Origin of the sequence: Enterobacter sp. MGH120 (assembly GCF_001037725.1) — a bacterium.
GTDB classification, from domain to species: Bacteria; Pseudomonadota; Gammaproteobacteria; order Enterobacterales; family Enterobacteriaceae; genus Enterobacter; species Enterobacter hormaechei_C.
This window is the reverse complement of sequence record NZ_KQ089940.1, coordinates 590,355-615,058: the sequence shown is the minus strand read 5'-3', so window position 1 is coordinate 615,058 and position 24,704 is coordinate 590,355. Positions and strand designations below refer to the sequence as shown.

Sequence of the window (24,704 nt, the reverse complement as noted above, 5' to 3'; positions counted from 1 at the left end):
ACTAAACCAAACCGTAGGCCGGGTAAGCGAAGCGCCACCCGGCAATTAAGCGAGAAGAAGATGAGTGAAAAAGAGCCCTTCTGGCTGGGTATCGATTGTGGCGGTACTTATCTGAAAGCCGGTTTATACAACAGCCAGGGCAAAGAAGTCTGTATTGAACGCCGCTCAGTGGCCACGCTCAGCCCCCGCGCCGGCTACGCCGAGCGGGATATGCACCAGCTCTGGCAGCACTGCCACAAAACTGTCGCCCTGCTGCTCAAAAATTCAGGCGCTGACGGCGGTCAGATCAAAGGCGTTGGCATTTCAGCCCAGGGCAAGGGGCTGTTTCTGCTCGATAAACAGGATCGCCCCCTGGGTAACGCCATACTCTCCTCCGATCGCCGTGCGCTGGAGATCGTGCAACGCTGGCAGCAGGACGGTATACCCGAAAAGCTCTATCCGCATACTCGCCAGACGCTGTGGACGGGGCATCCGGCCTCACTCCTGCGCTGGGTTAAAGAGAACGAGCCGCAGCGGTATCAGCAAATTGGCAGCGTGATGATGGCGCACGATTACCTGCGCTGGTGTCTGACCGGGGTCAAAGGCTGCGAAGAGAGCAACATCTCGGAATCCAATCTCTACAACATGAATACCGGGCAGTACGATCCGCAGCTCACGCGCTGGCTCGGCATCAGCGACATTGACGGTGCCCTGCCGCCTATTATCGGTTCAGCAGAAATTTGCGGGGAAATCACCGCTCAGGCAGCCGCACTGACCGGTCTCACGGCGGGTACTCCCGTCGTTGGTGGACTGTTTGATGTGGTTTCCACCGCGATCTGCGCCGGGCTGCATGACGAACATACGCTGAATGCCGTAATGGGGACCTGGGCCGTAACCAGTGGGATTGCCCACGGCATCCGCGACAACGAGCCTTTCCCCTACGTCTATGGCCGCTACGTCCATCCGCAGCAGTTCATCGTTCATGAAGCCAGCCCCACGTCGTCCGGCAACCTGGAATGGCTGACGGCCCAATGGGGCGATATGTCATTCGATGAGATTAACCACGCCGTGGCCAGCCTGCCAAAAGCTGAAAGCGATGTGTTCTTCCTGCCTTTCCTCTACGGCAGCAACGCCGGGCTGGAGATGACCAGCGGCTTCTATGGCTTGCAGGCGCTGCATACCCGCGCGCACCTCCTCCAGGCGGTTTATGAAGGGGTGGTATTCAGCCACATGACCCACCTCAACCGTATGCTCGAACGCTTTCCCCACGTGCAGGCCCTGCGCGTGACGGGCGGCCCAACCCATTCGGACGTGTGGATGCAGATGCTCGCGGACGTCAGCGGCCTGGCGATTGAACTCCCGCAGGTGGAAGAGACCGGCTGTTCCGGTGCGGCGCTGGCCGCGCTCGTCGGTACAGGCCTCTATCCCGATTTTTACGCCGCTCAGCGCTCCCTCAGGCATGACATCCGGATGATCGAACCTGACATGCGTGCCCATGCCGCCTACCAGCGCAAATATCACCGTTACCAGCTACTGATTTCAGCATTACAGGGCTATCACGCCCGTGTTAAGGAGTACGACCTATGAGCCGACCATTATTGCAGCTGGCGCTCGACCACACCTCGCTTCAGGCCGCGCAGCGCGATGTCGCGACGCTTTCCGATCACGTCGACATCGTCGAAGCCGGCACCATTCTATGCCTGACCGAAGGGCTAAACGCCGTTCGCGCCCTGCGTGCGCAGTGTCCGGATAAAATTATCGTGGCGGACTGGAAAGTCGCCGATGCCGGAGAAACGCTGGCTGAGCAGGCGTTTGGCGCAGGCGCAAACTGGATGACCATCATCTGTGCCGCCCCGCTGGCCACCGTTGAACGTGGCCACGAGGTCGCACTGCGCGGCGGCGGCGAGATCCAGATGGAGCTGTTTGGCAACTGGACGCTGGACGACGCGCGCGCGTGGCATCGCATCGGGGTGAAGCAGGCGATTTACCACCGCGGGCGCGACGCACAGGCCAGCGGCCAGCAGTGGGGTGAGGCGGATCTCAGCAAAATGAAGGCGCTGTCCGATATCGGTTTGCAGCTTTCTATAACTGGCGGTATCACCCCCGCTGACCTGTCGCTGTTTAAGCAGATCAACGTCAAAGCCTTCATTGCCGGGCGCGCGCTGGCAGGCGCCGATAATCCGCCGCAGGTGGCACAGGCATTCCATTCGCAAATCCGCGACATCTGGGGAGAGTAACCATGCGTCAGCATCCGTTAGGCATTTACGAAAAAGCGCTGCCAAAAGATCTCTCCTGGCCGGAGCGCCTGGTTCTGGCAAAAAGCTGCGGCTTCGATTTTGTGGAGATGTCGGTGGATGAGACCGACGAGCGTTTATCGCGCCTTGAATGGAGTACCACGCAGCGCGCCTCTCTTGTGGAAGCGATGCTGGAGACCCGCGTGGCCATCCCGTCGATGTGCTTGTCTGCCCATCGTCGCTTCCCGTTTGGCAGCCGCGATGAAATCGTGCGCGAACGCGCCCGCGAGATCATGACCAAAGCCATCCGGCTGGCCCGTGATTTGGGTATTCGCACCATCCAGCTTGCGGGTTATGACGTGTACTACGAGGAACACGATGAGGGCACGCAACAGCGCTTTGCCGAAGGGCTGGCGTGGGCCGTAGAGCAGGCTGCCGCCGCGCAGGTAATGCTGGCGGTAGAGATCATGGACACTGCGTTTATGAACTCCATCAGCAAGTGGAAAAAGTGGGACGACATGCTCGCCTCGCCGTGGTTCAGCGTTTACCCGGACGTCGGCAACCTGAGCGCGTGGGGCAACGACGTCACCGCCGAGCTGACGCTGGGCATTGACCGCATCGCCGCTATCCACCTGAAAGATACCCGGCCCGTTACCGAGCAAAGCCCCGGACAGTTCCGCGACGTGCCGTTTGGCGAGGGCTGCGTCGATTTCGTTGGCGTGTTTAACACGCTGAATCAACTTAATTATCGCGGCGCATTTCTGATTGAAATGTGGACCGAGAAAGCCAAAGAGCCGGTGCTGGAGATCATCCAGGCGCGCCGCTGGATTGAAGCCCGAATGCAGGAAGGAGGCATGACATGTTAGAACAACTCAAAGCCGAGGTGCTGGCGGCAAATCTCGCCCTGCCCGCCCACCAGCTGGTGACGTTCACCTGGGGCAACGTCAGCGCGGTTGACCGTGCCAGCGGCATGATGGTGATCAAACCATCCGGCGTGGAGTACGACGTGATGACCGCAGAAGATATGGTGGTGGTAAATATCGCCACGGGTAAAGTGGTCGAGGGGAGTAAAAAGCCCTCCTCCGACACCCCGACCCATCTCGCGCTGTATCGTCGTTACCCGGAAATTGGCGGCATTGTGCATACCCATTCCCGCCACGCCACCATCTGGTCGCAGGCGGGGCAAGATTTACCCGCGTGGGGAACGACGCACGCGGACTATTTTTACGGTGCGATCCCCTGCACGCGGCTGATGACCACGGCTGAAATCGCGGGTGAATATGAATACCAGACGGGGGAAGTCATTATCAAAACCTTCGAGGAGCGCGACATAAGCCCGATGCAGGTCCCGGCGGTGCTGGTTCATTCTCACGGCCCGTTTGCCTGGGGCAAAGACGCTGCCGATGCGGTACACAATGCCGTGGTGCTGGAAGAGTGCGCCTATATGGGGCTTTTCTCGCGCCAGCTTGCACCTCAGCTTCCGGTTATCCAGCAGGAATTGCTGGATAAGCATTATCTGCGCAAGCATGGCGCAAATGCCTATTACGGCCAGTGATCATCCGGAATTAATATGCTCTTTACAGTACCGCCGTTTCCAGACGGCGGGCGTTAACCCGGTATGTTTTGAGAATATTTGCCGGAAATAACCCACGTCATTAAAACCGCACCGGGCGGCAACTTCAGTTAATGAGGCCGCATCGTTCAGCAGCAGTTTTTCAGCGGCCCTGACGCGCTGGCGGTGAATTGCCTCCGTCAGGGTTAAATGAAACGTCCGACGAAATACTCGCCCCAGGTAATCTGCGTTGCAGTGCAGCTCTTTTGCCAGCTGCGAAGTGGACAGGGGCAAATGAAAGTGCGTGCGGATAATCTGCTTGGCCTTCCACGCCATTGCCGCGCCCGCATCATCCGCTTTATCTTCATATCCCGGCGAGAGCGATATCTGCTGCAAAATTAACAGCAAAATTATCTCCAGCGCCTGGCTACGCTGTAATTTTTCCTGCTCGCTTAAAAACTGACGGAATAACGCAATAACATATTGCGGATCCCGCACGCTACAGTGTTGCTCAATCGACAGCGGCGTCGCGCCTGGCAACACCGGCAAGCGTTCATCCACCTCAAAATGCAGCCAGTAAAATTTGAGATCGCCCGGAAAATCTTCCACGCCGACATGCCGCCGCTTCGGCCAAAGTAACAAACTCTCGCCAGCGTTTACCTCAAACAGCGTATTTTCCTCCTGGATCGTTAATGTCCCTTTTTCGACAAAAATTATCTCCCACGAAGATAATTTTCGTGCGGGATGACGGCCCACGCCCCGGGAGATAAATAACCCGCCATTTTGAACTCTAATCGGAAGTGCTATGGATAATTCAAGCATGGATATTCATTTTTCCGCTTTTTTGGTGGCTAATATTTTCTTTATCCCTTGATTATTAATAAATATCAGCAGAACGGCTCGATCAAACTCACAGTTTCACCATCAGGTCGGAATCGTCACCTTTTTATACTTTTCCCTTCCCTTGTTGGTCTGCCCGTTGAATGCAGAATAAATGGGGTACCTTGCACAAATACGATAAAAAATCGTTTATCGAGGAGTTACCCCATGACTTCCACACCGATTACAGACGCAGAAGTTGCAAAACAGGCAGCCGATGACCGGCTGTCAGTCCGCGAGAAAATTGGCTACGGCCTGGGCGACGCGGGCGGCACGGTAATTACCTGCCTGATCATGAACTTTCTGACCTTTTTCTATACCGATGTATTTGGCCTGACGCCCGCGCTGGTGGGCACGCTGTTTATTGCCCTTCGGGTATTTGACGCGATTTCCGATCCGGTGATGGGCGTGATTGCCGACCGCACGCAGAGCCGCTGGGGGCGTTTTCGTCCCTGGCAGCTGTGGGTCGCGCTTCCCATCGGGATCGTCGGCGTGCTGACCTTCACCGTCCCGGACGCCAGTATGGGCGTGAAAATCGCCTGGGCGTTCGGCACCTATCTGTTGCTTTCAGTGGGCTATACCGCCATCAACGTGCCATATTGCGCGCTGATCAACACCATGACCACCCGCCACAACGAGGTTATATCCTGCCAGTCCTGGCGCTTCGTACTGTGCGGCGTGGCGGGCTTTCTGGTCTCCGTTGGCCTGCCGTGGCTGGTGTCAGAGCTGGGACAGGGCAATACCGCCCGGGGTTATCAGCTGGGCGTCGGCGTGCTGTGCACCATCGCCGTGGTGATGTTCCTGTGCTGCTTCTTCTGGGTGCGCGAGCGCGTCCCGCTTGCGCTGATGGGTAAATTCACCCTGCGCGAGCACCTGGCGGGCCTGCGGAAAAACGATCAGCTGCTGCTGATGTTGGTGATGTCGTTTCTGCTGATCAACGTCTTCAACATTCGCGGCGGCGGATACATGTACTTCATCACCTACGTGCTTCAGGGCAGCACGGCGTACACCTCGCTGTTTTTCACCATGGTGACCTTTGCCGCTATTCTGGGCGCGGTGATCGTCAGTCCGCTGTCGCGGCGGATTGATACCGTCAAACTCTACTACTACACCAACCTGATACTCGCTGCGCTTGCGGTGGGAATGTGGTTCCTGCCGGGTGGCCCGGCGCACCAGACGCTCTGGTTGATCGTGATTTTAAGTAACGGCGTGATCCTGGGCTTCACCCTGCCGCTGCACTTCTCGCTGATGGCCTTTGCCGATGACTACGGCGAATGGAAAACCGGCGTGCGCTCATCGGGGATGAACTTCGCCTTCAATCTGTTTTTCATCAAGCTCGCGTGGGCATCCAGCGCCGGGATCATCAGCCTGGTGTTTATTGCCGTGGCCTATCAGCCAGGCGCAGGTAACCAGACACCCGCCTCATTGCAGGGCATCACCGCCATGGAGACGCTGCTTCCTGCCCTTTTCCACCTGCTGCTGGCGGTCGCTATCCGCTGGTGCAGGCTTAACAATCCCGTGATGTCGCGCATTGCCACCGATTTGCGCCAGCGTCATGTACAGTCCTGAGGAGAACGATATGACCATAATGGAAGCCGACCTGCATCAGCTGAAAATCAACGACCCGTTTCTTGGTCAGTACCAACGGCTGGTCCGCGATGTGGTGATCCCCTACCAGTGGGATGCGCTTAACGATCGCGTGGCGGAGGCCGAACCCAGCCACGCCATCGCCAACTTCCGCATTGCGGCCGGTCTGGAACAGGGGGAGTTCTACGGGATGGTCTTTCAGGACAGCGACGTGGCGAAATGGCTCGAAGCCGTGGCGTGGTCGCTGTGCCAGAAGCCGGATGCTGAACTGGAAAAAACCGCCGACGAGGTGATCGAGCTGGTCGCAGCGGCGCAGTGCGAAGATGGCTATCTCAATACCTATTTCACGGTGAAAGCACCGGCCGAGCGCTGGACCAATCTGGCCGAATGCCACGAACTGTACTGCGCCGGACATATGATTGAAGCGGGCGTGGCGTATTTCCAGGGAACCGGAAAACGCCGCCTGCTGGACGTGGTGTGCAGGCTGGCGGATCATATCGACAGCGTGTTTGGCCCGGGCGAAAACCAGCTGCACGGTTACCCTGGCCACCCGGAAATCGAGCTGGCGCTGATGCGGCTGTACGACGTCACGCAGGAGCAACGCTATCTCAATCTGGTGAAATACTTTATTGAGGAACGCGGCGCGCAGCCTCACTTCTACGATATCGAATACGAGAAGCGCGGCAGAACGTCATACTGGAACACCTATGGCCCGGCGTGGATGGTCAAGGACAAAGCCTACAGCCAGGCGCATCTGCCCCTTGCGGAACAACAAACGGCCATCGGCCACGCCGTGCGTTTTGTCTATCTGATGGCGGGCATGGCACATCTGGCGCGCCTGAGCAGCGACGAGGGGAAACGTCAGGATTGCCTGCGGCTGTGGAACAACATGGCACAGCGCCAGCTGTACATCACCGGCGGGATTGGCTCCCAAAGCAGCGGCGAGGCGTTCAGCAGCGATTACGATCTGCCCAACGATACGGTCTACGCCGAAAGCTGCGCCTCCATCGGCCTGATGATGTTTGCCCGCCGGATGCTGGAGATGGAGGCGGACGGCCACTACGCCGACGTGATGGAGCGCGCGCTGTACAACACGGTGCTGGGCGGCATGGCGCTGGATGGTAAGCATTTCTTTTATGTGAATCCGCTGGAAGTGCACCCGAAAACCCTGGCCTTTAACCATATCTATGACCACGTCAAACCGGTGCGCCAGCGCTGGTTCGGCTGTGCCTGTTGCCCGCCGAATATTGCGCGCGTGCTGACCTCGCTGGGGCACTACATTTATACCGTTCGCCCGGACGCGCTGTTGATCAACCTGTACGTGGGGAACGACGTCGCCATTCCGGTTGGGGATAACAGCCTCCAGCTGCGGATTAGCGGGAACTATCCGTGGCATGAGCAGGTGAAAATCGAGATTACCTCACCAGTTCCGGTGACTCACACGCTGGCCCTGAGGCTGCCGGACTGGTGTGCGGAACCGGCTGTTTCGCTCAATGGTCAGGCCATTACAGGCGAGGTCTCCCGTGGATACTTATACCTCAACCGCAGCTGGCAGGAAGGCGACACGCTGACGCTGACGTTACCGATGCCGGTCCGCCGCGTATACGGCAACCCGCAGGTGCGCCAGCAGGCGGGGAAAGTCGCATTGCAGCGTGGACCGCTGGTTTACTGCCTGGAAGAAGCCGATAACGGCGCAAATCTGCATAACCTTTCTTTGCCCCAGGACAGCGCGTTTCGGGTCTTTGAAGGCAAAGGCATTTTCGCGCACAAGATGCTGATACAGGCGGAAGGGATCGGGTGTCAGGCGAAGGGCACTGATGCCCTGTGGCAGTACGACCGCTCGCCGGTGCAACGTCAGCCCCAGACGCTGACCTTTATTCCGTGGTTCAGCTGGGCAAACCGGGGAGAAGGGGAAATGCGGATATGGGTGGATGAAAGCTGAATAACTGCGGCCTGTTGCCCTCACCCCAGCCCTCTCCCACGGGAGAGGGAGTAAAAAGTAGGCCGGGTAAGGCGAAGCCGCCACCCGGCTTTAACCCGGCTCAGGTCACCCTACCCGGAACGACCTGAGCCCGGAGATTAAAACAGCCCCAGCGGTTTATCGGAGTAGCTGACTAACAGACATTTCGTTTGCTGGTAGTGCTCCAGCATCATCTTATGGGTTTCACGCCCGATGCCCGACTGCTTGTAGCCGCCAAACGCCGCATGAGCCGGATAGGCGTGATAGCAGTTTGTCCATACGCGTCCGGCCTGAATGCCGCGGCCCATTTTATAGGCCAGATTACCGTTACGACTCCAGACGCCCGCCCCCAGGCCATACTGCGTGTCGTTGGCGAGCTCCAGCGCCTCGTCCATGGTTTTAAACGTGGTGACGGCAAGCACCGGTCCAAAAATTTCCTCCTGGAAAACGCGCATGTTGTTCTTACCGAACAGGATGGTCGGCTCAAGGTAGTAACCCTCCTGCAAATCGCCGCCCAGCACCTTACGACGACCGCCGGTCAACACATCGGCCCCCTCTTTTTTGCCGATATCAATATAGTTGAGGATGGTTTCCAGCTGGCCATGCGATACCTGCGCTCCCATCTGGGTGACGTTATCCAGCGGATTACCGCTGCGAATCGACTCCACGCGCCGGATCGCCCGCTCCATAAAGCGCTCATAAATGGATTCCTGCACCAGCGCGCGGCTCGGACAGGTGCAAACTTCACCCTGGTTGAACGCGAACAGCGCAAACCCTTCCAGCGCTTTGTCGAAGAAGGCGTCCTCTTCATCCATCACGTCGGCAAAGAAGATGTTCGGCGATTTCCCGCCCAGCTCCAGGGTCACCGGAATGATGTTCTGGGTCGCGTACTGCATGATCTGCTGACCCACTTCCGTTGAGCCGGTAAACGCCACTTTAGCAATACGCTTTGAAGTAGCCAGATATTCGCCGATCTCTCCCCCGGCCCCGTTGACCACGTTAATGACCCCCGGCGGCAACAGGTCGCCAATCACCTCCATCAGCAGCAGTACCGAAAGCGGCGTTAAGCGTGCAGGTTTCAGCACCACGCAGTTACCCGCCGCCAGCGCGGGCGCCATTTTCCAGCTCGCCATCAGCAGCGGGAAGTTCCACGGAATAATTTGCCCCACCACGCCGAGCGGCTCGTGGAAGTGATACGCCACGGTATCTTTGTCAACTTCACTTATTCCCCCCTCCTGGGCACGAATGCAGGACGCAAAATAGCGGAAATGGTCAATCGCCAGCGGCACGTCCGCCGCCATGGTTTCCCGGATCGGCTTGCCGTTGTCCCACGTTTCCGCGGTCGCCAGCAGCTCCAGATTCTGCTCCATCCGATCGGCGATTTTGAACAAAATGGCCGCTCTGTCCTGAACGGACGTTTGTCCCCACTTATCTTTCGCCTTATGCGCCGCATCCAGCGCTAAATCGATATCCCGCTTGCCCGAACTGGCAATTTCACACAGCGGCTGGCCGGTAACGGGCGTCAGGTTGGAATAGTACTCACCGTCGACGGGCGCCACCCAGTCGCCGCCGATGAAGTTGTCATAGCGGGGCTTCAGCTTAAGAGGAAAACCATACTCGCCTGGCTGGATACGCGATGAGGGAGGATTGTTTGTCATGACCGTCTCCTTGCAGTAGGTGTACAACAAGGGTAGTTCCGGCTGGTGATTTTCTCGCCAGTCGGTAACGGGTTTACGAGCCGTATCACGGATTACCGTACTTTACGTTTCGTTTCTGCCGCCGGAGCCATACTTAATAGCTCAGGGGCTCATGAGGAACAATGCAATGCAGCTATTTATCGGCTTTGACGTGGGCGGAACCCACATCAAACACGGCGTGATCAACGAAAACGGCGAAGAACTGACATCCGATGAATATGATACGCCTGACGATGAAAGCACCTTCAAACAGAAGTGGAAAGCGGTGGTGGATAAGTACCGCCAGGAGCATGAGATCGTCGGCATCGGCGTGAGTTTTCCGGGCCACATCAATCACCATACCGGCGAAGCGGCCAAGGCCGGGGCGCTGGATTACCTTGACGGTGAAAACCTGTGCGAGCTTTTCGCACAGCTGACCGATCTCCCCGTAACAACCGAAAATGACGCCAACTGCGCGGCGCTGGGCGAACGCTGGCAGGGCGCCGGTAAGGATTATGAGCATTTTGTCTGCATCACCATCGGCACCGGCATCGGCGGCGGTATCGTCATGGAGGGCGATCTCTACCGTGGGTCGCACTACCGGGCGGGTGAGTTTGGCGTGCTGCCCGTTGGCAACAACGGCGAGCCGATGCACGAAGTGGCGTCCGCCAGCGGCCTGATGAAAGCCTGCCGCCGCGCGCTGGCCGTGTCGGAAGATGAGATGCCTGACGGTGAGGAGCTGTTTAGACGCATGGACAGCGACGTGCATCTGCGTGAGGCCATAGAAGAGTGGGCGCATTTCCTCTCGCGGGGCATCTACAGCGTGATCTCCATGTTTGATCCGCAGGCGGTGCTGATTGGCGGCGGCATTAGCGAGCAGGAGAAAATCTATCTCCTGCTGGATAAATACCTACAGCGATTCGAGGAGTGGGAAGCGCTCCGGGTGCCCATCCTTCCCTGCGAGCTGGGTAACCAGGCGGGAAGGCTGGGTGCGGTCTGGCTGGCTAAGCAGAAGCAGGCGCGCAGCGCTTAACGCTTAGGGAAATAACTGCGCGTCGCGTAGCACATGGTCATTGCCACGACGACGCGTAAACCCGATGCGGTTGAAATACTCCAGGATCTGAATCGCCAGTTTGCGTCCTACGTTCAGCCGATCGCGGAAGTCTGCGGCGCAGGTTGATCCGCGCGCCTGATCCAGCTCCCGGATCAGGTTCGCAAATGCCACGATCCGATCGTTGCGGTAATAACGATCTTTCACGATCGCCACAATCATCCCCTGCTGCGCCGCATGGCGCAGTACCTGACGCATCAGCTGCTCATCGGTATGGGTTTCACGCGCCAGATCGCGCACCCACCACGGTTCATCGCCAAACAGCGCCGCCACTTTTTGCCAGACCGCGTCCTGCTCAGCGGTAAAACCGGCCTTGTGCTCCGGCAGGTGCAGCCAGCCGTGATGACTTGCAATCACGCCGCTTTCACGCATGTTTTCAATCAGCAACAGCACCAGCGCGTCGTCTTCCATGGGCAACGCCATGCGCCGCAGACGTTCACGGCCCGGGCCGGGCTCATCCTGATGCTGTTCATGGTAGGTCGCCAGCGTGCTCAGCACTTTGCGCTGCCAGCGCGCCGCCACCGGCGCGTTCAGCAGGCTGTTGCCGGCCTGAATAAAACCTGGCTCCTGCGTCAGAAGACGCAATCCTTCGCTGCTGAGCTGGCGCGCCCAGGCGAACGCCGCCAGATCCACCGCACCACGCTCAAGGTGGATATCTAACGCAGACTTATCATCGCGGGCCTGGGCCAGTGCGGCCAGCCACTGTAAATACTCGGGCTTACGCTTGCCGCGACGGGGCGGATCCAGCATGACCACGCGCGCGCCCGCCAGCGTTTCCCGCGCCGAAATATCGCGCAGAACCAGGCGGTCGTTATCCGCCAGCCAGAGCGGGGAGTCGAACACCAGTTCGGCGAGATCGTTTTCCAGCAGCGACACGCGTCCGGTGATGTGGCTGGCCGCGTGGTGGATATGCAGCGGCTGCCACTGGGTCAGCGGCGTGTGGGTCTGGAGTGAAACGATGATCCGTTCAGAAGGCTCCGGCGGCGCGTCGGCCAGCAGCCAGTCGCCGCGGTTAAGCTGGTCTTTTTCGGCATCACCGGCAATATTCAGGGCGATACGCTGCCCGGCATGGGCCTGTTCCACCGGCTGGTTTTGCGCGTGAAGCCCGCGCACGCGCATCGGTTTGTTCACGCCCGTCAGCCACAGGGTGTCGCCCACGTTCACTTCGCCGCTCAGCGCGGTACCGGTCACCACCAGCCCAGCCCCTTTCACGGTAAACGCCCTGTCGATCGCCAGACGGAAGCGGTGATGGCTGGCCTGTTTACGAGACGGGATCTGCTGCAAATGGTCACGAAGAGCGTCGATACCGCGGCCTTCTGTCGCCACTGTGACAAACAATGCGGCATCCTTAAAACCGTATTCACTCAGCGCCGTCAGCACCTCTTCACGCACCTCGTCGATACGCGCCTCATCCACACGGTCCGCTTTGGTGAGGGCGACGGTCAACTGCGGGTTTCCCGTCAGCTGGAGGATCGCCAGATGCTCGCGCGTTTGCGCCATCACCCCGTCATCGCACGCGACCACCAGCAGGGCGTGATCGATCCCGCCCACGCCCGCGAGCATATTGGAAAGAAACTTCTCGTGGCCGGGCACGTCGATAAAGCCCAGCACGCGACCGTCGGGCTGCGGCCAGTAGGCGTAACCCAGGTCAATGGTCATGCCGCGCTTTTTCTCTTCCGGCAGGCGATCGGCATTCACGCCCGTAATGGCCTGCAATAACGTGGTTTTGCCGTGGTCAACATGACCGGCGGTGGCAATAATCATTTCAACATCATCTCCAGAAACCGCACTTCATCTTCCAGACAGCGTAAATCCAGCCACATGCGCCCGTCACCGATCCGGCCAATCACCGGCGTCGGTAATGCGCGCCAGCGCGCCGACAGCGCCTCAAGCTGGCTTCCGCGTCCGTCGCGCGGGGTGAACGTCAGCGCTTCGCTCGGTAACCTGTCCACCGGCAGCGAGCCGCTGCCAATTTGCGACAGGCAAGGCTCGTTACGAACGTCAAACTCAGGGTAATGAGGAGCAACCTGCGGCAGTAGCGCTTCCGCCTGCGCGCGAATGGAGGCCGCATCACGGCTCAGCAAACGCAACGTGGGCAGGCGATCAGCCAGTTTCTCCGGGTGGAGATAGAGCCGCAGCGTGGCTTCCAGCGCGGCCAGCGTCATTTTATCGGCACGCAGGGCGCGCTTCAGCGGATGCTGCTGTAGCTGCGCAATCAGCTCGCGCCTGCCGACGATAATCCCCGCCTGCGGCCCGCCCAGCAATTTATCACCGGAGAAACTGACCAGGCTTACGCCCGCGGCAACCATTTCCTGCACCATGGGCTCTTTCGGCAGACCGTACTGGCGCATATCCACCAGCGACCCGCTGCCGAGATCGGCAATCACCGGCACGTTTAGCTCGCGCCCAATGGCGGCCAGTTCGGCCTCTTCCACCGTTTTGGTGAAACCCTCAATGTGGTAATTGCTGGTATGCACTTTCATCAGCAGGGCGGTGTTTTCATTCACCGCCGCGCGATAATCTTTTGCATGGGTACGGTTGGTTGTGCCCACTTCATGCAGCGTGCAGCCCGCCTGGCGCATGACGTCCGGAATACGAAACGCCCCGCCGATCTCCACCAGCTCGCCGCGAGAGACGACAACCTCTTTTCCGCTCGCGGTGGCCGCCAGCATTAGCAGCACCGCCGCCGCGTTGTTATTCACAATGCAGGCATCTTCCGCGCCGGTGATCTGGCAGAGAAGATCCGCCAGTGCGCGATCGCGATGCCCACGCCCGGCGCCGTCCAGATCGTACTCCAGCGTCACCGGCGAGCGCATGGCACGGGTGACGGCCTCTGTTGCCTCTTCGGCCTGCTGTGCCCGGCCCAGATTGGTGTGCAGAACCGTGCCTGTCAGGTTAATAACCGGGCGCAACGCGCTTTGCCCGTGCTTGCTCAGCCTGCGTTCAACTTCCTGCTCCCACGCCACGCACCAGCCGGGTAGCGCGTTCTCAGCCTGAATATGGCGACGCGCATCGTCCTGAAGCTGGCGTAGCATGTCGACCGTTGCAGTATGGCCAAACTGCTCCAGCACCGCAGTGATGCGCGGGTCACGAAGCAGACGATCGGTAGCGGGGATCTGGCTGTAGAGGGAATGATGAGTAGTCATGAATGCGCCTGGCGAGTAAATATCTTCCCCCCTCCCGACGGGAGAGGGAGTTAACATGTGGGGGGATTGTACCGCCTCCCACCAGGAAGTGTTATAACCCGCATCAAGCCTTTGGCGGTTCAGTCCGGGCAAAACTTTCGCGCTGGAAGAGCGTCTCCGCCAGTTTGACCAGCAGCGGACGATCCACGCACCAGCCCGGCGAGACGCGGCGGAAATTGAGGTAGCCAATAGCGCAGGCGATGGCGATCGTCGCCAGATTCAGGCTATCGCTCTGAATTTTCCCGTCGCGGATCAGCTGTTCGCACATATCCAGGCTGCGGCTGATTTTTTCGCGCTGGCGTAGCAGCTCATTTTCTGACTGCTGGGCGGCGGGCCTTGCCTGCTCGCGTACGGACGTCAATGCCGCATCCATAATGCCATCCGCCAGGGCTTCAATTTGCTTCATCGCCAGCGCTGCTTTTGGGTCCGCCGGCAGCATGGCTGGCGCAACGCCAAGCAGCTCGATGTACTCCGCAATGATCGGGGAATCAAACCAGTAGTCGCCCTCGTCCGTTACCAGCGCCGGGACTTTCCCCAGCGGGTTGTACTGCGCAACGCCGTTCTCTGCGTTGTAGGGCTGTTCATTTACGAATTCAAATTCAATCCCTTTCTCCAGCAGGAGAATCGAAATCTTACGCACGAAAGGACTGGTATAACTGCCGATGAGTTTCATTGCTTATCCTTAATGCCCACAAAGAGGTCAGTATGGATCAAGCCGTGGAAAAAGGCAGGTGTGCGTATCGCATTCCTGCCATGAGGGGATACGGGAGAAATCTGCATAAAAATATTTTGTGAATCAAATCACAATCTGGAAACAAACAGCCAACTTAACATTGTGATATAAATCACAAAACACCGTCCACTTTGGCGTAATTTTGAGCGATGTATTTTTTTCACACACTCGTTATGTGATCGCGATCACTTCATTAATGTCCTCACCCCCTACATTCATGTGATTCAGATCACACAAAATTTCGCTGTCTGGACAGTTGAACGATTCAGTGCCAGATTTCACAGCATCAGAACAGGGCCCGGCTACCTCTGCCGCCGCACATTAACGATAAACCTCGGGCCACAAGCCTAAGCGTAAACATAAGAAGGGGTGTTTTATGTCATCCGATTTCAAGATCAAAGTGCAAAGCTTTGGTCGTTTCCTCAGCAACATGGTGATGCCAAATATCGGCGCGTTTATCGCGTGGGGTATTATCACCGCATTATTTATTCCGACAGGGTGGTTGCCTAACGAAACGCTGGCAAAACTTGTTGGCCCAATGATTACCTATCTCCTGCCACTGCTCATCGGTTATACCGGTGGTCGTCTGGTGGGCGGTGACCGCGGTGGCGTCGTGGGTGCCATCACAACCATGGGGGTGATCGTCGGTGCGGATATGCCGATGTTCCTCGGTGCGATGATTGCCGGTCCTCTGGGCGGCTGGGCGATCAAGAAATTTGACGTCTGGGTTGATGGCAAGATCAAATCCGGCTTCGAAATGCTGGTGAACAACTTCTCTGCGGGCATCATCGGGATGATCCTCGCGATTCTGGCGTTCCTCGGCATTGGCCCGGCGGTTGAAGTGCTGTCCAAGCTGCTGGCCGCGGGCGTTAACTTCATGGTGGCGCACGACATGCTGCCGCTGGCGTCTATCTTCGTTGAACCAGCGAAAATCCTGTTCCTGAACAACGCCATCAACCACGGTATCTTCTCACCGCTGGGTATTCAGCAGTCACACGATCTCGGCAAGTCCATCTTCTTCCTGATTGAAGCGAACCCGGGTCCGGGTATGGGCGTTCTGCTGGCATACATGTTCTTTGGTCGCGGCAGCGCGAAACAGTCTGCTGGCGGCGCGGCGATCATTCACTTCCTGGGCGGTATTCACGAAATTTACTTCCCGTATGTGCTGATGAACCCACGTCTGATCCTTGCCGTTATCCTTGGCGGTATGACCGGCGTGTTCACCCTGAGCGTACTGGGCGGTGGTCTGGTGTCTCCTGCTTCTCCAGGCTCTATCCTGGCGGTGCTGGCGATGACCCCGAAAGGCGCCTACTTCGCGAACATCGCGGCGATCTGTGCGGCCATGGCGGTCTCCTTCGTGGCCTCCGCTATCCTGCTGAAAACCAGCAAGGTGAAAGAAGACGACGATATCGAAGCGGCAACCCGTCGTATGCATGACATGAAAGCCGAATCCAAAGGCGCAACACCGCTGACGGCGGGTGATGTCTCTAACGACCTGAGCCACGTGCGTAAAATCATCGTGGCTTGTGATGCCGGTATGGGCTCCAGCGCAATGGGTGCGGGCGTACTGCGGAAGAAAGTGCAGGATGCGGGTCTGACCAACATCTCCGTCACCAACAGCGCGATTAACAGCCTGCCGCCGGACGTTGACCTGGTGATCACGCACCGCGATCTGACCGAACGCGCTATGCGTCAGGTACCGCAGGCGCAGCACATTTCCCTGACCAACTTCCTCGACAGCGGCCTGTACGCCAGCCTGACCGAACGCCTGGTGGCGGCGCAGCGCCATGAAGATAACGAAGTGAAAGTGCGTACCAGCCTGCAAGACAGCTTCGACGAGAGCAACGCGCATCTGTTCAAACTGGGCGCTGAAAACATCTTCCTTGGCCGCACGGCGACCAATAAAGAAGAGGCCATTCGCTTCGCCGGTGAGCAGCTGGTGAAAGGCGGCTACGTTCAGCCTGAGTACGTTGAGGCGATGCTGGAACGCGAAAAGCTGACCCCAACCTACCTGGGTGAATCCATCGCGGTTCCGCACGGTACGGTGGAAGCCAAAGACCGCGTGCTGAAAACCGGCGTGGTGTTCTGTCAGTATCCTGATGGCGTGCGCTTCGGTGAAGAAGAGGACGACATCGCCCGTCTGGTGATTGGTATCGCCGCTCGCAACAACGAGCATATCCAGGTGATTACCAGCCTGACCAACGCGCTGGATGACGAAACGGTTATTGAGCGTCTGGCCAACACCACCAGCGTTGAAGAAGTTCTGGCCCTGCTGAACAAGTAACAGCGCCTCTTCCCTCTCCCCCCGGGGAGAGGGCTAGGGTGAGGGGAAAACGTTCCTCACCCCAGCCCTCTCGGGTAAAAACATTGATGAAGGTTAACACTATGAAAGCATTACATTTTGGCGCAGGTAATATCGGTCGTGGCTTTATCGGTAAACTGCTGGCAGACGCGGGCATTACCCTGACATTCGCCGATGTGAATCAGGTGGTTCTGGATGCCCTGAATGCCCGTCATAGCTATCAGGTTCACGTGGTGGGTGAAAACGAACAGGTTGAAACGGTCTCTGGCGTCAACGCGGTAAGCAGCATTGGCGACGACGTGATTGACCTCATCGCGAGCGTTGATCTGGTCACCACCGCCGTGGGTCCGGTGGTGCTTGAGCGCATCGCCCCGGCGGTCGCGAAAGGCCTGGCGAAGCGTAAAGCACAGGGCGTTGAAACGCCGCTGAACATCATCGCCTGTGAAAACATGGTGCGCGGCACCACGCAGCTGAAAGGCCACGTTCTTGCGACCGTCGCAGACGAAGATAAAGCCTGGGTTGAAGCGCACGTAGGTTTTGTGGATTCCGCCGTGGATCGCATCGTTCCGCCTTCAGCATCCGCCACCAACGATCCGCTGGAAGTGACCGTGGAAACCTTCAGCGAGTGGATCGTTGATAAAACCCAGTTTAAGGGCGCGCTGCCGACCATTCCGGGAATGGAATTAACCGATAACCTGATGGCATTTGTCGAACGTAAACTCTTCACGCTGAACACCGGGCATGCTATAACCGCGTACCTCGGAAAATTGGCCGGTCATCAGACGATTCGTGACGCGATCCTCGATGAGAACATCCGTGCGGTGGTCAAAGGGGCAATGGAAGAGAGCGGCGCGGTGCTGATCAAACGCTACGGTTTTGATGCTGATAAACACGCAGCATACATCCAGAAAATCCTCGGTCGTTTTGAAAACCCGTATCTGAAAGATGACGTTGAGCGCGTGGGTCGTCAGCCGCTGCGTAAACTAAGCGCGGGCGACCGCCTGATTAAACCGCTGCTGGGCACGCTGGAATACGGCCTGCCGCACGCTAACCTGGTGAAGGGCATCGCTGCCGCTATGCACTACCGCAGCGAGCAGGACCCGCAGGCGATTGAGCTGGCTCAGCTGATTGATGACAAAGGCGCGCAGGCTGCGCTGGCGCAGATCTCCGGTCTGGATGCCAACAGTGACGTAGTTGCGGAGGCGGTCAGCGCATACAACGCAACCAAATGATGCAGAGTCCGGCGCAGGTTAGCCTGCGCCCGAATAACAGATTGTCAGATATGCAGGCAATAATGGAACAAACCCAGGCCTTTGAAAATCGTGTGCTTGAGCGTCTGAATGCTGGCAAAACCGTACGGAGTTTCCTGATTGCCGCCGTCGAGCTGTTAACCGAGGCGGTGAACATTCTGGTGCTTCAGGTGTTTCGCAAAGACGACTACGCGGTAAAGTATGCTGTAGAACCGTTACTGGACGGAGACGGACCGCTGGGCGATTTATCGGTACGGCTGAAGCTGATTTACGGTCTTGGCGTGCTGAACCGCCAGGAGTATGAAGACGCCGAGCTGTTAATGGCGCTGCGCGAAGAGCTCAATCATGACGGTAATGAGTACACCTTTACCGATGATGAGATACTGGGGCCCTTCGGCGAACTGCACTGCGTATCCGCGCTCCCTCCCGCACCTCAGTTTGATAACAGCGACCCAGATCTGTACGCGATGCAAAAGCTGCGTTATCAACAGGTTGTGCGCTCCACCATGGTGCTTTCCCTGACTGAGCTGATTTCTAAAATCAGCTTAAAAAAAGCGTTTCAGAAGTAAGCCCGCACACATTGGTGTATCCTTCCCTGTAAATTCCCCGTTTTCAGAGTTATTTGTCATGAAAGAAGTCGAAAAGAACGAAATTAAACGCCTGAGCGACCGTCTGGATCTGATCCGCCATCAGATGGCTGGCCTCTCCCTGGTCGATTCCGCCGAGAAATATGCCGAGCTGGAAAAAGAGTCCGTGAAGCTGGAGGCGGAAATTGAACGCCTGCGCGAAGTGAAAGGCCAGAAGCTGAGTAAAGAAGCGCAGAAGCTGATGAACATGCCGCATCGCCGCGCGATCACCAAAAAAGAGCAGGCCGACATGGGCAAGCTGAAGAAAAGCGTCCGTGGCCTGGTAGTGGTGCACCCGATGACTGAGCTTGGTCGCGAAATGGGCCTGAAAGAGATGACGGGTTTTTGTAAGACCGCGTTCTGATCGTCCTCCCCTGCCGCTGCGGCAGGGGAAACTCAGTTGTAAATCAGGTTAAACGTCGCCATCGCATCCGCTTTTCCCGCCGTCACGTTCTCTTCCGTCTGAAGGTAATGCGCATCAAACCAGAAGGTTTGCGTCTGGTTATCCCCCACTTGCCCAAATGCTGACACCTGTGGGGTGTTCCACGGTACCACCTGCCCCTGAACCGAACCGGTATTGTCACCGTAAAGCAGTTCGATCCCGACACCGCTGGCGCTATCCTCCTGCTTCGTCAATGCCAGCGCCCGATCGTTGCCCGGCGTGGTATCGCCAAAGAAACCCATCTTCACCGCCGTGTTATTTTCGCAGGTCACCGGAATGCTGAAGCGTCCGCCTCCGGCGCGGGAGCCTATGCCATGAAATTCACGCTGGCTCACGCTCCCCATGGGAACAAGAATGCTGCGAGAGCCCACTGAACAGCTGGTACGCCTGACGGTGAAGCTGGCGAGATGGATCTGTACCGGTGTCGCCACGTTGGTGGCGCTGGCTTGATTTTCTCCCGCCTGCAATATCAGCGATCCGACATTTTGCTCCTGGGAATTGGCGTTATCGTCAGGCATGGCGCTGGTCGTTGGAATTTTGTAAAACACCACCCAGAACTGCATTTTATACATTGAGGCGCTGGCAAAGGCGGGGTTTTGCGATGCGTCGCAAATGCGCCTGGACTCATTGCCATTCACCTGACTTGTGCCGTCAATATAGCGTACCGCATCGGCGCCGCAGTACTGCTGTTCCCGGAACCCCAGCGCGTAGCCGATGCCGTCGATCTGAGTTTTATAGACGTGACGTGACGCGCCGTCTTCACCAACCACGGTGCCGACGGGGTTATCCACGTCGACAAAGCCGATACTACGCCAGGCATCATTCCCGCCATCACAGCTGTAGAAATCCGCCCCGGTAGACTGTATCGGCGCAGATATCGGCGTCCAGTCCGCCGTGCCGGGCGCATACCCTATGGCGTAGGGCACCTGAACGACCCACTGATCGCGCGTGGTGCGGCAGGTTGAAGTCTGGGCATGGGCATGAAAACTCAGCATGCCAAAAAGCGAAAGAAGGCTCAGATAGAAAAACCAGTGAATAAAACGACGCATGATATTCCTCTAATGGCACTCAACGGACAGCGTGGCGATACCGGGGGCCATATGAGCTTTCCCCAGTCTGAAAGGTGTCTGGCATTGCTGCTGCTCCCCGTCCTGATACCAGCTGACGCGCAGGGTGCCGCGCTCTGGTACCCCGCTCAGGTAGGCCTGACCGCCGTCAGCGACCATGCTTCGGTTTGCAGAATGGCGGTTCTGCTCCACCACTTCAGCCTGCGCGCCAAACGGCAACGGTTCGCCGTGGTAGCGCAGGGAAAACAGAACGCGATAACCAATGTGGGTTTTGTAATTGGCCAGCACCACCGCGCCGCTGGTGGGAATGAGCGTCAGACCGCTCTGCTCAACGTCGACGTTCTCACCCAGCGTCGCCGTATCAAGGCTGACGGTATTTTTGCGATACGCCGAGAGCGTTGGCATGACCGCATAGCCGCGGCTGTCGGTATGGATCCCGTTGTAGCCCTCCGGCTCAACGTTAGCCGCGCCGGGCACGCGTAGCAGGGCGACGGTATCGCCCAGCGGCTGGCTAAGCGTGACGCCATACTGCGTGGCGATAACGCCTCCGGCGAGTCCGAGGCTCGCGTTGCTACCGCTTCGGCTGTGGTCATAACCGAGGCTGACGTTGCCGTAGCCACCGTTGTATTGCAGCGCCAGGCTGGTACTGTCGGCTTGTCCCTCGCTGGCCTTACTCTGCTGAACGCTGTAATTAAGGTTGCGATTCGCCAGCGCACTGCCGTTGAGTGACACCTGCTGAGTGGTCATCCCACGATTGTTGTGGTTGATGAAGTAACTGACCGAGCTGTCCGGTAACCAGTGACCAAGCGGAACATTGACGTTAAACGACACGGTACGATCGGGATGCTGCTCAAGCGCTGAGTCGGTGTAGTCATACCCCGCGCCCCAGGTAATGCCTCGCCAGCTGGTGTACCAGCCAATGTGGATGGTTTTATCCTGCCCGGACGTATGCCAGTAATCCTGCATCCATGCCGAGACGCTGAGGCTGCCGAACTGACCCAGCGTCTGTGAGAAGGTGACCTGCGAGCGGCTACGGCGATTATTGAGTTGCAGCTGTTGGCTGTCAGACTGATTCAGTTCACTGAATTCATAGTAATTGCGCGAGGCATAGCGATAACTCGCCAGGTTGAAGGCGGTGCCGGTAGCGCTGAAATCTTTCTGATACTGAATGCGCCACGCCTGCCCCATCGCGCTTTTGCCATTGGGTAAACGGCTTTTTGCCAGCGTATCGTCAATGCCCAGCGAGCCAAATGCGCCAAACCCTCTGCCTACGCCAATTGCACCGGCCTGATAGTTGCTCGCCGTACGAAAGCCGCCATACACCGTCATCCTCGAGAGCAGGCCGTAGAAGAAAGCGCCTTCAACAAACTCAGGTGAACGCGCATCGCCGGAGCCGGAGTGAAATCGTCCGGCGTTGAGGCTGTATTTCAGGCTGCCCAGGCGTCGCATAAACGGCACCGCAGAATAGGGTTGGGTAAAGACGCGCGTTGAGCCGTCACTTTCCGTGACCGTCACCTGTAGATCGCCACTTTGTGCGCCGGGGAACAGATCGTTAATGATAAATGGCCCGGCGGCCACCCAGGTTTCATAGATCACATAGCCATTTTGCGAAACGGAGACTTTAGCGAAGCTGTGTGCGACGCCGCGGATGGTTGGTGCGAAGCCGCGCTGGCTGTCGGGCAACATGCTTTCGCTTGATGTGAGCTGTACCCCGCGAAACGCCACGCTATCGAAGACGTCGCCTGCGGTCCAGGCATCGCCGATCCGTAGCTGGCTGTTAAGACGGCGAATATCCCGGGTCAGCCAGCTACTTTGCGACTGAAAATGGTCGCCGCCCGCGTCGCTGTGGCTCCAGGCGGAGGTGTTGCGCAACCGCCACGCCCCCAGATTGATACCGTTACGCAGGCTCAGATAGCTGGATGTCGTGACGCCACGCTGATGATGTGCCTGGCCGCCCGACAGACTGTAATCAGTAAATGCCGCCGGGATACCATCGTCCCACTGCGACTGCGGCACGTAGCCACGGCTGCGGTGTTTCATCGCCGCCTGCGGCAGGCTGAGAAAAAGACGCTGCTGGTTGAAATCATAGGAGGTTCGCGCTGCCGGAATAAAATCCGCGAGGTGCGTGAACGATTCTCCCTCCCGCAACCGGGAGAATGCAGGAATGGCCCTGACATTCACCCCAAGCGCTTCCAGCAGCGATACGCTAAAAACGGGTTGCAGGCTGCCTTTCTCATTGACGAAGGTGATCTCCTGATGCCGCTCCTCGCGTCCGTTAATCTCCAGCGTCACGAGCCAGGTGCCTGGCATCTGCCCGCCCTTTTCAGAGAAATAGTGCAGATCCGCCGTTTTCTGTTCGGTAGAGGAAAGCTCCAGCGCGGCGGGATCAAAGTAATCCTCGGCCATCCCCGCGCGGCTGAAGCTAAGCAGCAACACCGAAAGCGGCGCGTAACGAAACAGGCGAAAAGACATGGTCTTAAAGAGGCTGGGTGTGGTTGGCGGTGATGGCACCAAAATCATTAATAGCCGACCAGCTTACGCCCCCGGAGGCGGACACAGGCCATTCGCGGATTTCCCCTGGACCGATCATGCCCGGCTGCTCAATTTTATGCCCGCCAACGGACAGTCGATAAAAAGAGACGTAGTATGGCGTCGGGTTGGCGGCCTTAAGCCCTTTTCCCGTCCGCGAAAACGTTATTTTCTGCCAGGCAGTGGCAGCGTCCCCTTTCAGATTGTCCGGGCGGTAGAAAATTTTAAATTTCGATTTAACGTTAACTTGTAATTCGTTGCTGCTCTCTTTTGGCTTTGGCGCAATCGCTTTAATATCGAGCCAGAATACAGATTCACGATCTGTGGGCAGCGGAGCGCCGGTATATTGAATACGCAGCGTGTTGGTCTGCTCCGGATCAAGTCTGAACAGAGGTGGCGTGACAATAAATGGCGCAGCGTTATTTTTATCCTGCCCATCACCTTCAACCCACGACTGAATAAGATAGGGAACCGCACTTTCCATATTAGAAACAGAAAATGCCACCTCCTTGCTGTGTTGTGGGTATACGATTCGTGTTCCCCCCATTACAACGCCAGCGGAAACTGACGCAGAACTAACCATTAATGCAGTGAGCATAATATACGATAAACGTTTCATCATTATTATCTCTGGAGGTGGCTGAGAGTGAAATCAGTTATAAACCATCAGGAAGTTGGAAACGGCATTGACGTCGCCCGCGTTAATTTCCGACCCGTCTTTGTCGAGAGAGGCATAAAACGTTAATTCAGCATTGCCTTCAGCATCCGGTGCGGTTGTTTCAGATACCGTACCCGGTTTAATCGCGGTGCTGCGATCGCTGTTATAAAGCTTCACGCCGACGCCCGTCGCCATACCTTCGCCTGGCGTAACCTGTAGCAGTGTGTCATTCACCGTATCTTTGGTTCCGTCAAACAGTACCGCAACCGATTCAACCGTCTCCGGGCAGTTCTCTACGTTGATTTTGAACTCACGCGGCGTCGTTTCGCTGTGATCTTCAAAGTAGCTTTTCGCCCACGCGCCGAGGTCTACCGTTTTGCTTTTTGACGCAGGGGTAATATCACAGGAAATAAGGGTGATTTTCCCGGTAAAGTTGATCACGCCGCCTGTGCTCTGCGAGCCAGCGCCTGTATCCAGGGAAGCATTAACGCCAGAATCACTGCTTGCCAGTACTGATTGAGAAGATAACAGCAGCCCCGCCGCGGCAATCGCCAGCGCCACATTTTTGATTTTCATTTGGAACACTTTCCCCTCTGTAAATTAAACAGATATAGACTTGTTGTACCAGGTACAATAACCGCTATAAGGATTTAAAAACGCCACCAAAAGGGTTTTAGCAGAATGGGTGACGCGACCTTATAGAATAAAGCAGGGTCCATCCCATGGTGATAATCCGTATATTTTCAGAAGGCCATACACAGATATCCTGCAACTGAGGAAATGACTTCTGGCCGAAAATAACACTGAATACGTTGTGGTTAGTAATAAATTTAATGTCTTCTGTAACGTTGCTTCTGAATAAATAGTAAATCATATGCCTTTTAGCGTCTACGTATTGAAAAGCAGTACGCCGCGTCTGTAAACACTCTGGAAT

20 protein-coding genes are annotated in these 24,704 nt (G+C 57.3%); 11 read left to right on the top strand and 9 right to left on the bottom strand.

Annotated features, from left to right (window positions below; genetic code table 11):
- Window positions 1-60 precede the first annotated feature (60 nt).
- Genes SK54_RS02850 through araD form a run of 4 tightly spaced genes read left to right on the top strand, consistent with a single transcriptional unit; the run spans window position 61 to window position 3,768 of the window.
- The gene (locus SK54_RS02850; RefSeq protein ID WP_048246701.1) at window positions 61-1,566 is read left to right on the top strand and encodes an FGGY-family carbohydrate kinase; all 1,506 of its coding nucleotides are present in this window, start codon (window positions 61-63) and stop codon (window positions 1,564-1,566) included.
- Window positions 1,563-2,216, top strand: coding sequence for a 3-keto-L-gulonate-6-phosphate decarboxylase UlaD (gene ulaD / locus SK54_RS02845; protein WP_017693795.1), 654 nt, complete (start codon window positions 1,563-1,565; stop codon window positions 2,214-2,216). The genes SK54_RS02850 and ulaD overlap by 4 nt, the downstream gene beginning before the upstream one ends.
- A gap of 2 nt (window positions 2,217-2,218) precedes the next feature.
- Window positions 2,219-3,079, top strand: a complete 861-nt coding sequence (locus tag SK54_RS02840) for an L-ribulose-5-phosphate 3-epimerase (protein WP_048246700.1) — start codon at window positions 2,219-2,221, stop codon at window positions 3,077-3,079.
- Window positions 3,073-3,768: an L-ribulose-5-phosphate 4-epimerase gene (gene araD, locus SK54_RS02835; RefSeq protein ID WP_048246698.1), complete on the top strand. Its 696-nt coding sequence runs from the start codon at window positions 3,073-3,075 to the stop codon at window positions 3,766-3,768. Before SK54_RS02840 ends, araD begins: the two co-directional genes overlap by 7 nt.
- On the opposite strand, the gene SK54_RS02830 is transcribed toward araD, so the two are convergent.
- Window positions 3,769-4,587: an AraC family transcriptional regulator gene (locus tag SK54_RS02830; RefSeq protein WP_023295603.1), complete on the bottom strand. Its 819-nt coding sequence runs from the start codon at window positions 4,585-4,587 to the stop codon at window positions 3,769-3,771.
- Between the two features lie 225 nt (window positions 4,588-4,812).
- Between SK54_RS02830 and SK54_RS02825 the strand changes: the two genes are divergently transcribed.
- Both SK54_RS02825 and SK54_RS02820 read left to right on the top strand, forming a co-directional pair.
- Window positions 4,813-6,213 (top strand): MFS transporter, encoded by a 1,401-nt coding sequence (locus tag SK54_RS02825; RefSeq protein WP_017693791.1) that lies wholly within the window; start codon window positions 4,813-4,815, stop codon window positions 6,211-6,213.
- Between the two features lie 10 nt (window positions 6,214-6,223).
- Window positions 6,224-8,173, top strand: a complete 1,950-nt coding sequence (locus tag SK54_RS02820; RefSeq protein WP_048246695.1) for a glycoside hydrolase family 127 protein — start codon at window positions 6,224-6,226, stop codon at window positions 8,171-8,173.
- Window positions 8,174-8,310: 137 nt separating this feature from the next.
- Here the strand turns inward: SK54_RS02820 and aldB are convergent, their stop codons facing one another.
- Window positions 8,311-9,849 carry an aldehyde dehydrogenase AldB gene (aldB, locus tag SK54_RS02815; RefSeq protein WP_006808612.1) on the bottom strand — a complete coding sequence of 513 codons (1,539 nt, stop codon included), beginning with the start codon at window positions 9,847-9,849 and terminating at the stop codon, window positions 8,311-8,313.
- 166 nt (window positions 9,850-10,015) lie between these two features.
- On the opposite strand from aldB, the gene SK54_RS02810 reads away from it, so the two are divergent.
- A complete protein-coding gene (locus tag SK54_RS02810) occupies window positions 10,016-10,900 on the top strand; it encodes an ROK family protein (RefSeq protein ID WP_015572761.1) in 885 nt (294 codons plus the stop codon).
- A 3-nt stretch (window positions 10,901-10,903) separates the two neighbouring features.
- Here the strand turns inward: SK54_RS02810 and selB are convergent, their stop codons facing one another.
- From selB to SK54_RS02795, 3 genes are all read right to left on the bottom strand, one after another.
- Entirely contained in the window at window positions 10,904-12,742 is a 1,839-nt protein-coding gene (gene selB, locus SK54_RS02805; protein WP_048246693.1) for a selenocysteine-specific translation elongation factor, read from the bottom strand.
- Entirely contained in the window at window positions 12,739-14,124 is a 1,386-nt protein-coding gene (selA, locus tag SK54_RS02800; protein WP_017693787.1) for an L-seryl-tRNA(Sec) selenium transferase, read from the bottom strand. The genes selB and selA overlap by 4 nt, the downstream gene beginning before the upstream one ends.
- A gap of 103 nt (window positions 14,125-14,227) precedes the next feature.
- Complete coding sequence (locus SK54_RS02795; protein WP_015572763.1) at window positions 14,228-14,836, bottom strand: glutathione S-transferase; 609 nt, start codon at window positions 14,834-14,836, stop codon at window positions 14,228-14,230.
- 436 nt (window positions 14,837-15,272) lie between these two features.
- Between SK54_RS02795 and SK54_RS02790 the strand changes: the two genes are divergently transcribed.
- The 4 genes from SK54_RS02790 to SK54_RS02775 all read left to right on the top strand — a co-directional run bounded on the left by SK54_RS02790 (window position 15,273) and on the right by SK54_RS02775 (window position 19,438).
- The gene (locus tag SK54_RS02790) at window positions 15,273-17,180 is read left to right on the top strand and encodes a PTS mannitol transporter subunit IICBA (protein WP_047736582.1); all 1,908 of its coding nucleotides are present in this window, start codon (window positions 15,273-15,275) and stop codon (window positions 17,178-17,180) included.
- 101 nt (window positions 17,181-17,281) lie between these two features.
- Window positions 17,282-18,430, top strand: a complete 1,149-nt coding sequence (mtlD, locus tag SK54_RS02785; protein ID WP_023304617.1) for a mannitol-1-phosphate 5-dehydrogenase — start codon at window positions 17,282-17,284, stop codon at window positions 18,428-18,430.
- On the top strand, window positions 18,427-19,017 hold the full coding sequence (mtlR, locus tag SK54_RS02780) for a mannitol operon repressor MtlR (protein WP_032651946.1): 591 nt from the start codon (window positions 18,427-18,429) through the stop codon (window positions 19,015-19,017). The genes mtlD and mtlR overlap by 4 nt, the downstream gene beginning before the upstream one ends.
- A gap of 58 nt (window positions 19,018-19,075) precedes the next feature.
- Window positions 19,076-19,438, top strand: a complete 363-nt coding sequence (locus SK54_RS02775) for a YibL family ribosome-associated protein (protein ID WP_015572767.1) — start codon at window positions 19,076-19,078, stop codon at window positions 19,436-19,438.
- Window positions 19,439-19,470: 32 nt separating this feature from the next.
- Here SK54_RS02775 and SK54_RS02770 read toward each other — a convergent pair whose 3' ends face one another.
- Genes SK54_RS02770 through SK54_RS02755 form a run of 4 tightly spaced genes read right to left on the bottom strand, consistent with a single transcriptional unit; the run spans window position 19,471 to window position 24,346 of the window.
- Window positions 19,471-20,565, bottom strand: coding sequence for a fimbrial protein (locus SK54_RS02770; protein ID WP_048246691.1), 1,095 nt, complete (start codon window positions 20,563-20,565; stop codon window positions 19,471-19,473).
- A 9-nt stretch (window positions 20,566-20,574) separates the two neighbouring features.
- Complete coding sequence (locus tag SK54_RS02765) at window positions 20,575-23,055, bottom strand: fimbria/pilus outer membrane usher protein (protein ID WP_032668987.1); 2,481 nt, start codon at window positions 23,053-23,055, stop codon at window positions 20,575-20,577.
- A gap of 4 nt (window positions 23,056-23,059) precedes the next feature.
- A complete protein-coding gene (locus tag SK54_RS02760) occupies window positions 23,060-23,734 on the bottom strand; it encodes a fimbrial biogenesis chaperone (protein WP_048246689.1) in 675 nt (224 codons plus the stop codon).
- A gap of 30 nt (window positions 23,735-23,764) precedes the next feature.
- Window positions 23,765-24,346, bottom strand: a complete 582-nt coding sequence (locus SK54_RS02755; RefSeq protein WP_048246687.1) for a fimbrial protein — start codon at window positions 24,344-24,346, stop codon at window positions 23,765-23,767.
- Between the last annotated feature and the right edge of the window lie 358 nt (window positions 24,347-24,704).

Excerpts from the sequence above, each read along its gene's own strand:
- SK54_RS02850 (WP_048246701.1), top strand. The coding sequence starts at position 61 with ATGAGTGAAAAAGAGCCCTTCTGGCTGGGTATCGATTGTGGCGGTACT.
- ulaD (WP_017693795.1), top strand. The coding sequence starts at position 1,563 with ATGAGCCGACCATTATTGCAGCTGGCGCTCGACCACACCTCGCTTCAG.
- SK54_RS02840 (WP_048246700.1), top strand. The coding sequence starts at position 2,219 with ATGCGTCAGCATCCGTTAGGCATTTACGAAAAAGCGCTGCCAAAAGAT.
- araD (WP_048246698.1), top strand. The coding sequence starts at position 3,073 with ATGTTAGAACAACTCAAAGCCGAGGTGCTGGCGGCAAATCTCGCCCTG.
- SK54_RS02830 (WP_023295603.1), bottom strand. The coding sequence starts at position 4,587 with ATGCTTGAATTATCCATAGCACTTCCGATTAGAGTTCAAAATGGCGGG.
- SK54_RS02825 (WP_017693791.1), top strand. The coding sequence starts at position 4,813 with ATGACTTCCACACCGATTACAGACGCAGAAGTTGCAAAACAGGCAGCC.
- SK54_RS02820 (WP_048246695.1), top strand. The coding sequence starts at position 6,224 with ATGACCATAATGGAAGCCGACCTGCATCAGCTGAAAATCAACGACCCG.
- aldB (WP_006808612.1), bottom strand. The coding sequence starts at position 9,849 with ATGACAAACAATCCTCCCTCATCGCGTATCCAGCCAGGCGAGTATGGT.
- SK54_RS02810 (WP_015572761.1), top strand. The coding sequence starts at position 10,016 with ATGCAGCTATTTATCGGCTTTGACGTGGGCGGAACCCACATCAAACAC.
- selB (WP_048246693.1), bottom strand. The coding sequence starts at position 12,742 with ATGATTATTGCCACCGCCGGTCATGTTGACCACGGCAAAACCACGTTA.
- selA (WP_017693787.1), bottom strand. The coding sequence starts at position 14,124 with ATGACTACTCATCATTCCCTCTACAGCCAGATCCCCGCTACCGATCGT.
- SK54_RS02795 (WP_015572763.1), bottom strand. The coding sequence starts at position 14,836 with ATGAAACTCATCGGCAGTTATACCAGTCCTTTCGTGCGTAAGATTTCG.
- SK54_RS02790 (WP_047736582.1), top strand. The coding sequence starts at position 15,273 with ATGTCATCCGATTTCAAGATCAAAGTGCAAAGCTTTGGTCGTTTCCTC.
- mtlD (WP_023304617.1), top strand. The coding sequence starts at position 17,282 with ATGAAAGCATTACATTTTGGCGCAGGTAATATCGGTCGTGGCTTTATC.
- mtlR (WP_032651946.1), top strand. The coding sequence starts at position 18,427 with ATGATGCAGAGTCCGGCGCAGGTTAGCCTGCGCCCGAATAACAGATTG.
- SK54_RS02775 (WP_015572767.1), top strand. The coding sequence starts at position 19,076 with ATGAAAGAAGTCGAAAAGAACGAAATTAAACGCCTGAGCGACCGTCTG.
- SK54_RS02770 (WP_048246691.1), bottom strand. The coding sequence starts at position 20,565 with ATGCGTCGTTTTATTCACTGGTTTTTCTATCTGAGCCTTCTTTCGCTT.
- SK54_RS02765 (WP_032668987.1), bottom strand. The coding sequence starts at position 23,055 with ATGTCTTTTCGCCTGTTTCGTTACGCGCCGCTTTCGGTGTTGCTGCTT.
- SK54_RS02760 (WP_048246689.1), bottom strand. The coding sequence starts at position 23,734 with ATGATGAAACGTTTATCGTATATTATGCTCACTGCATTAATGGTTAGT.
- SK54_RS02755 (WP_048246687.1), bottom strand. The coding sequence starts at position 24,346 with ATGAAAATCAAAAATGTGGCGCTGGCGATTGCCGCGGCGGGGCTGCTG.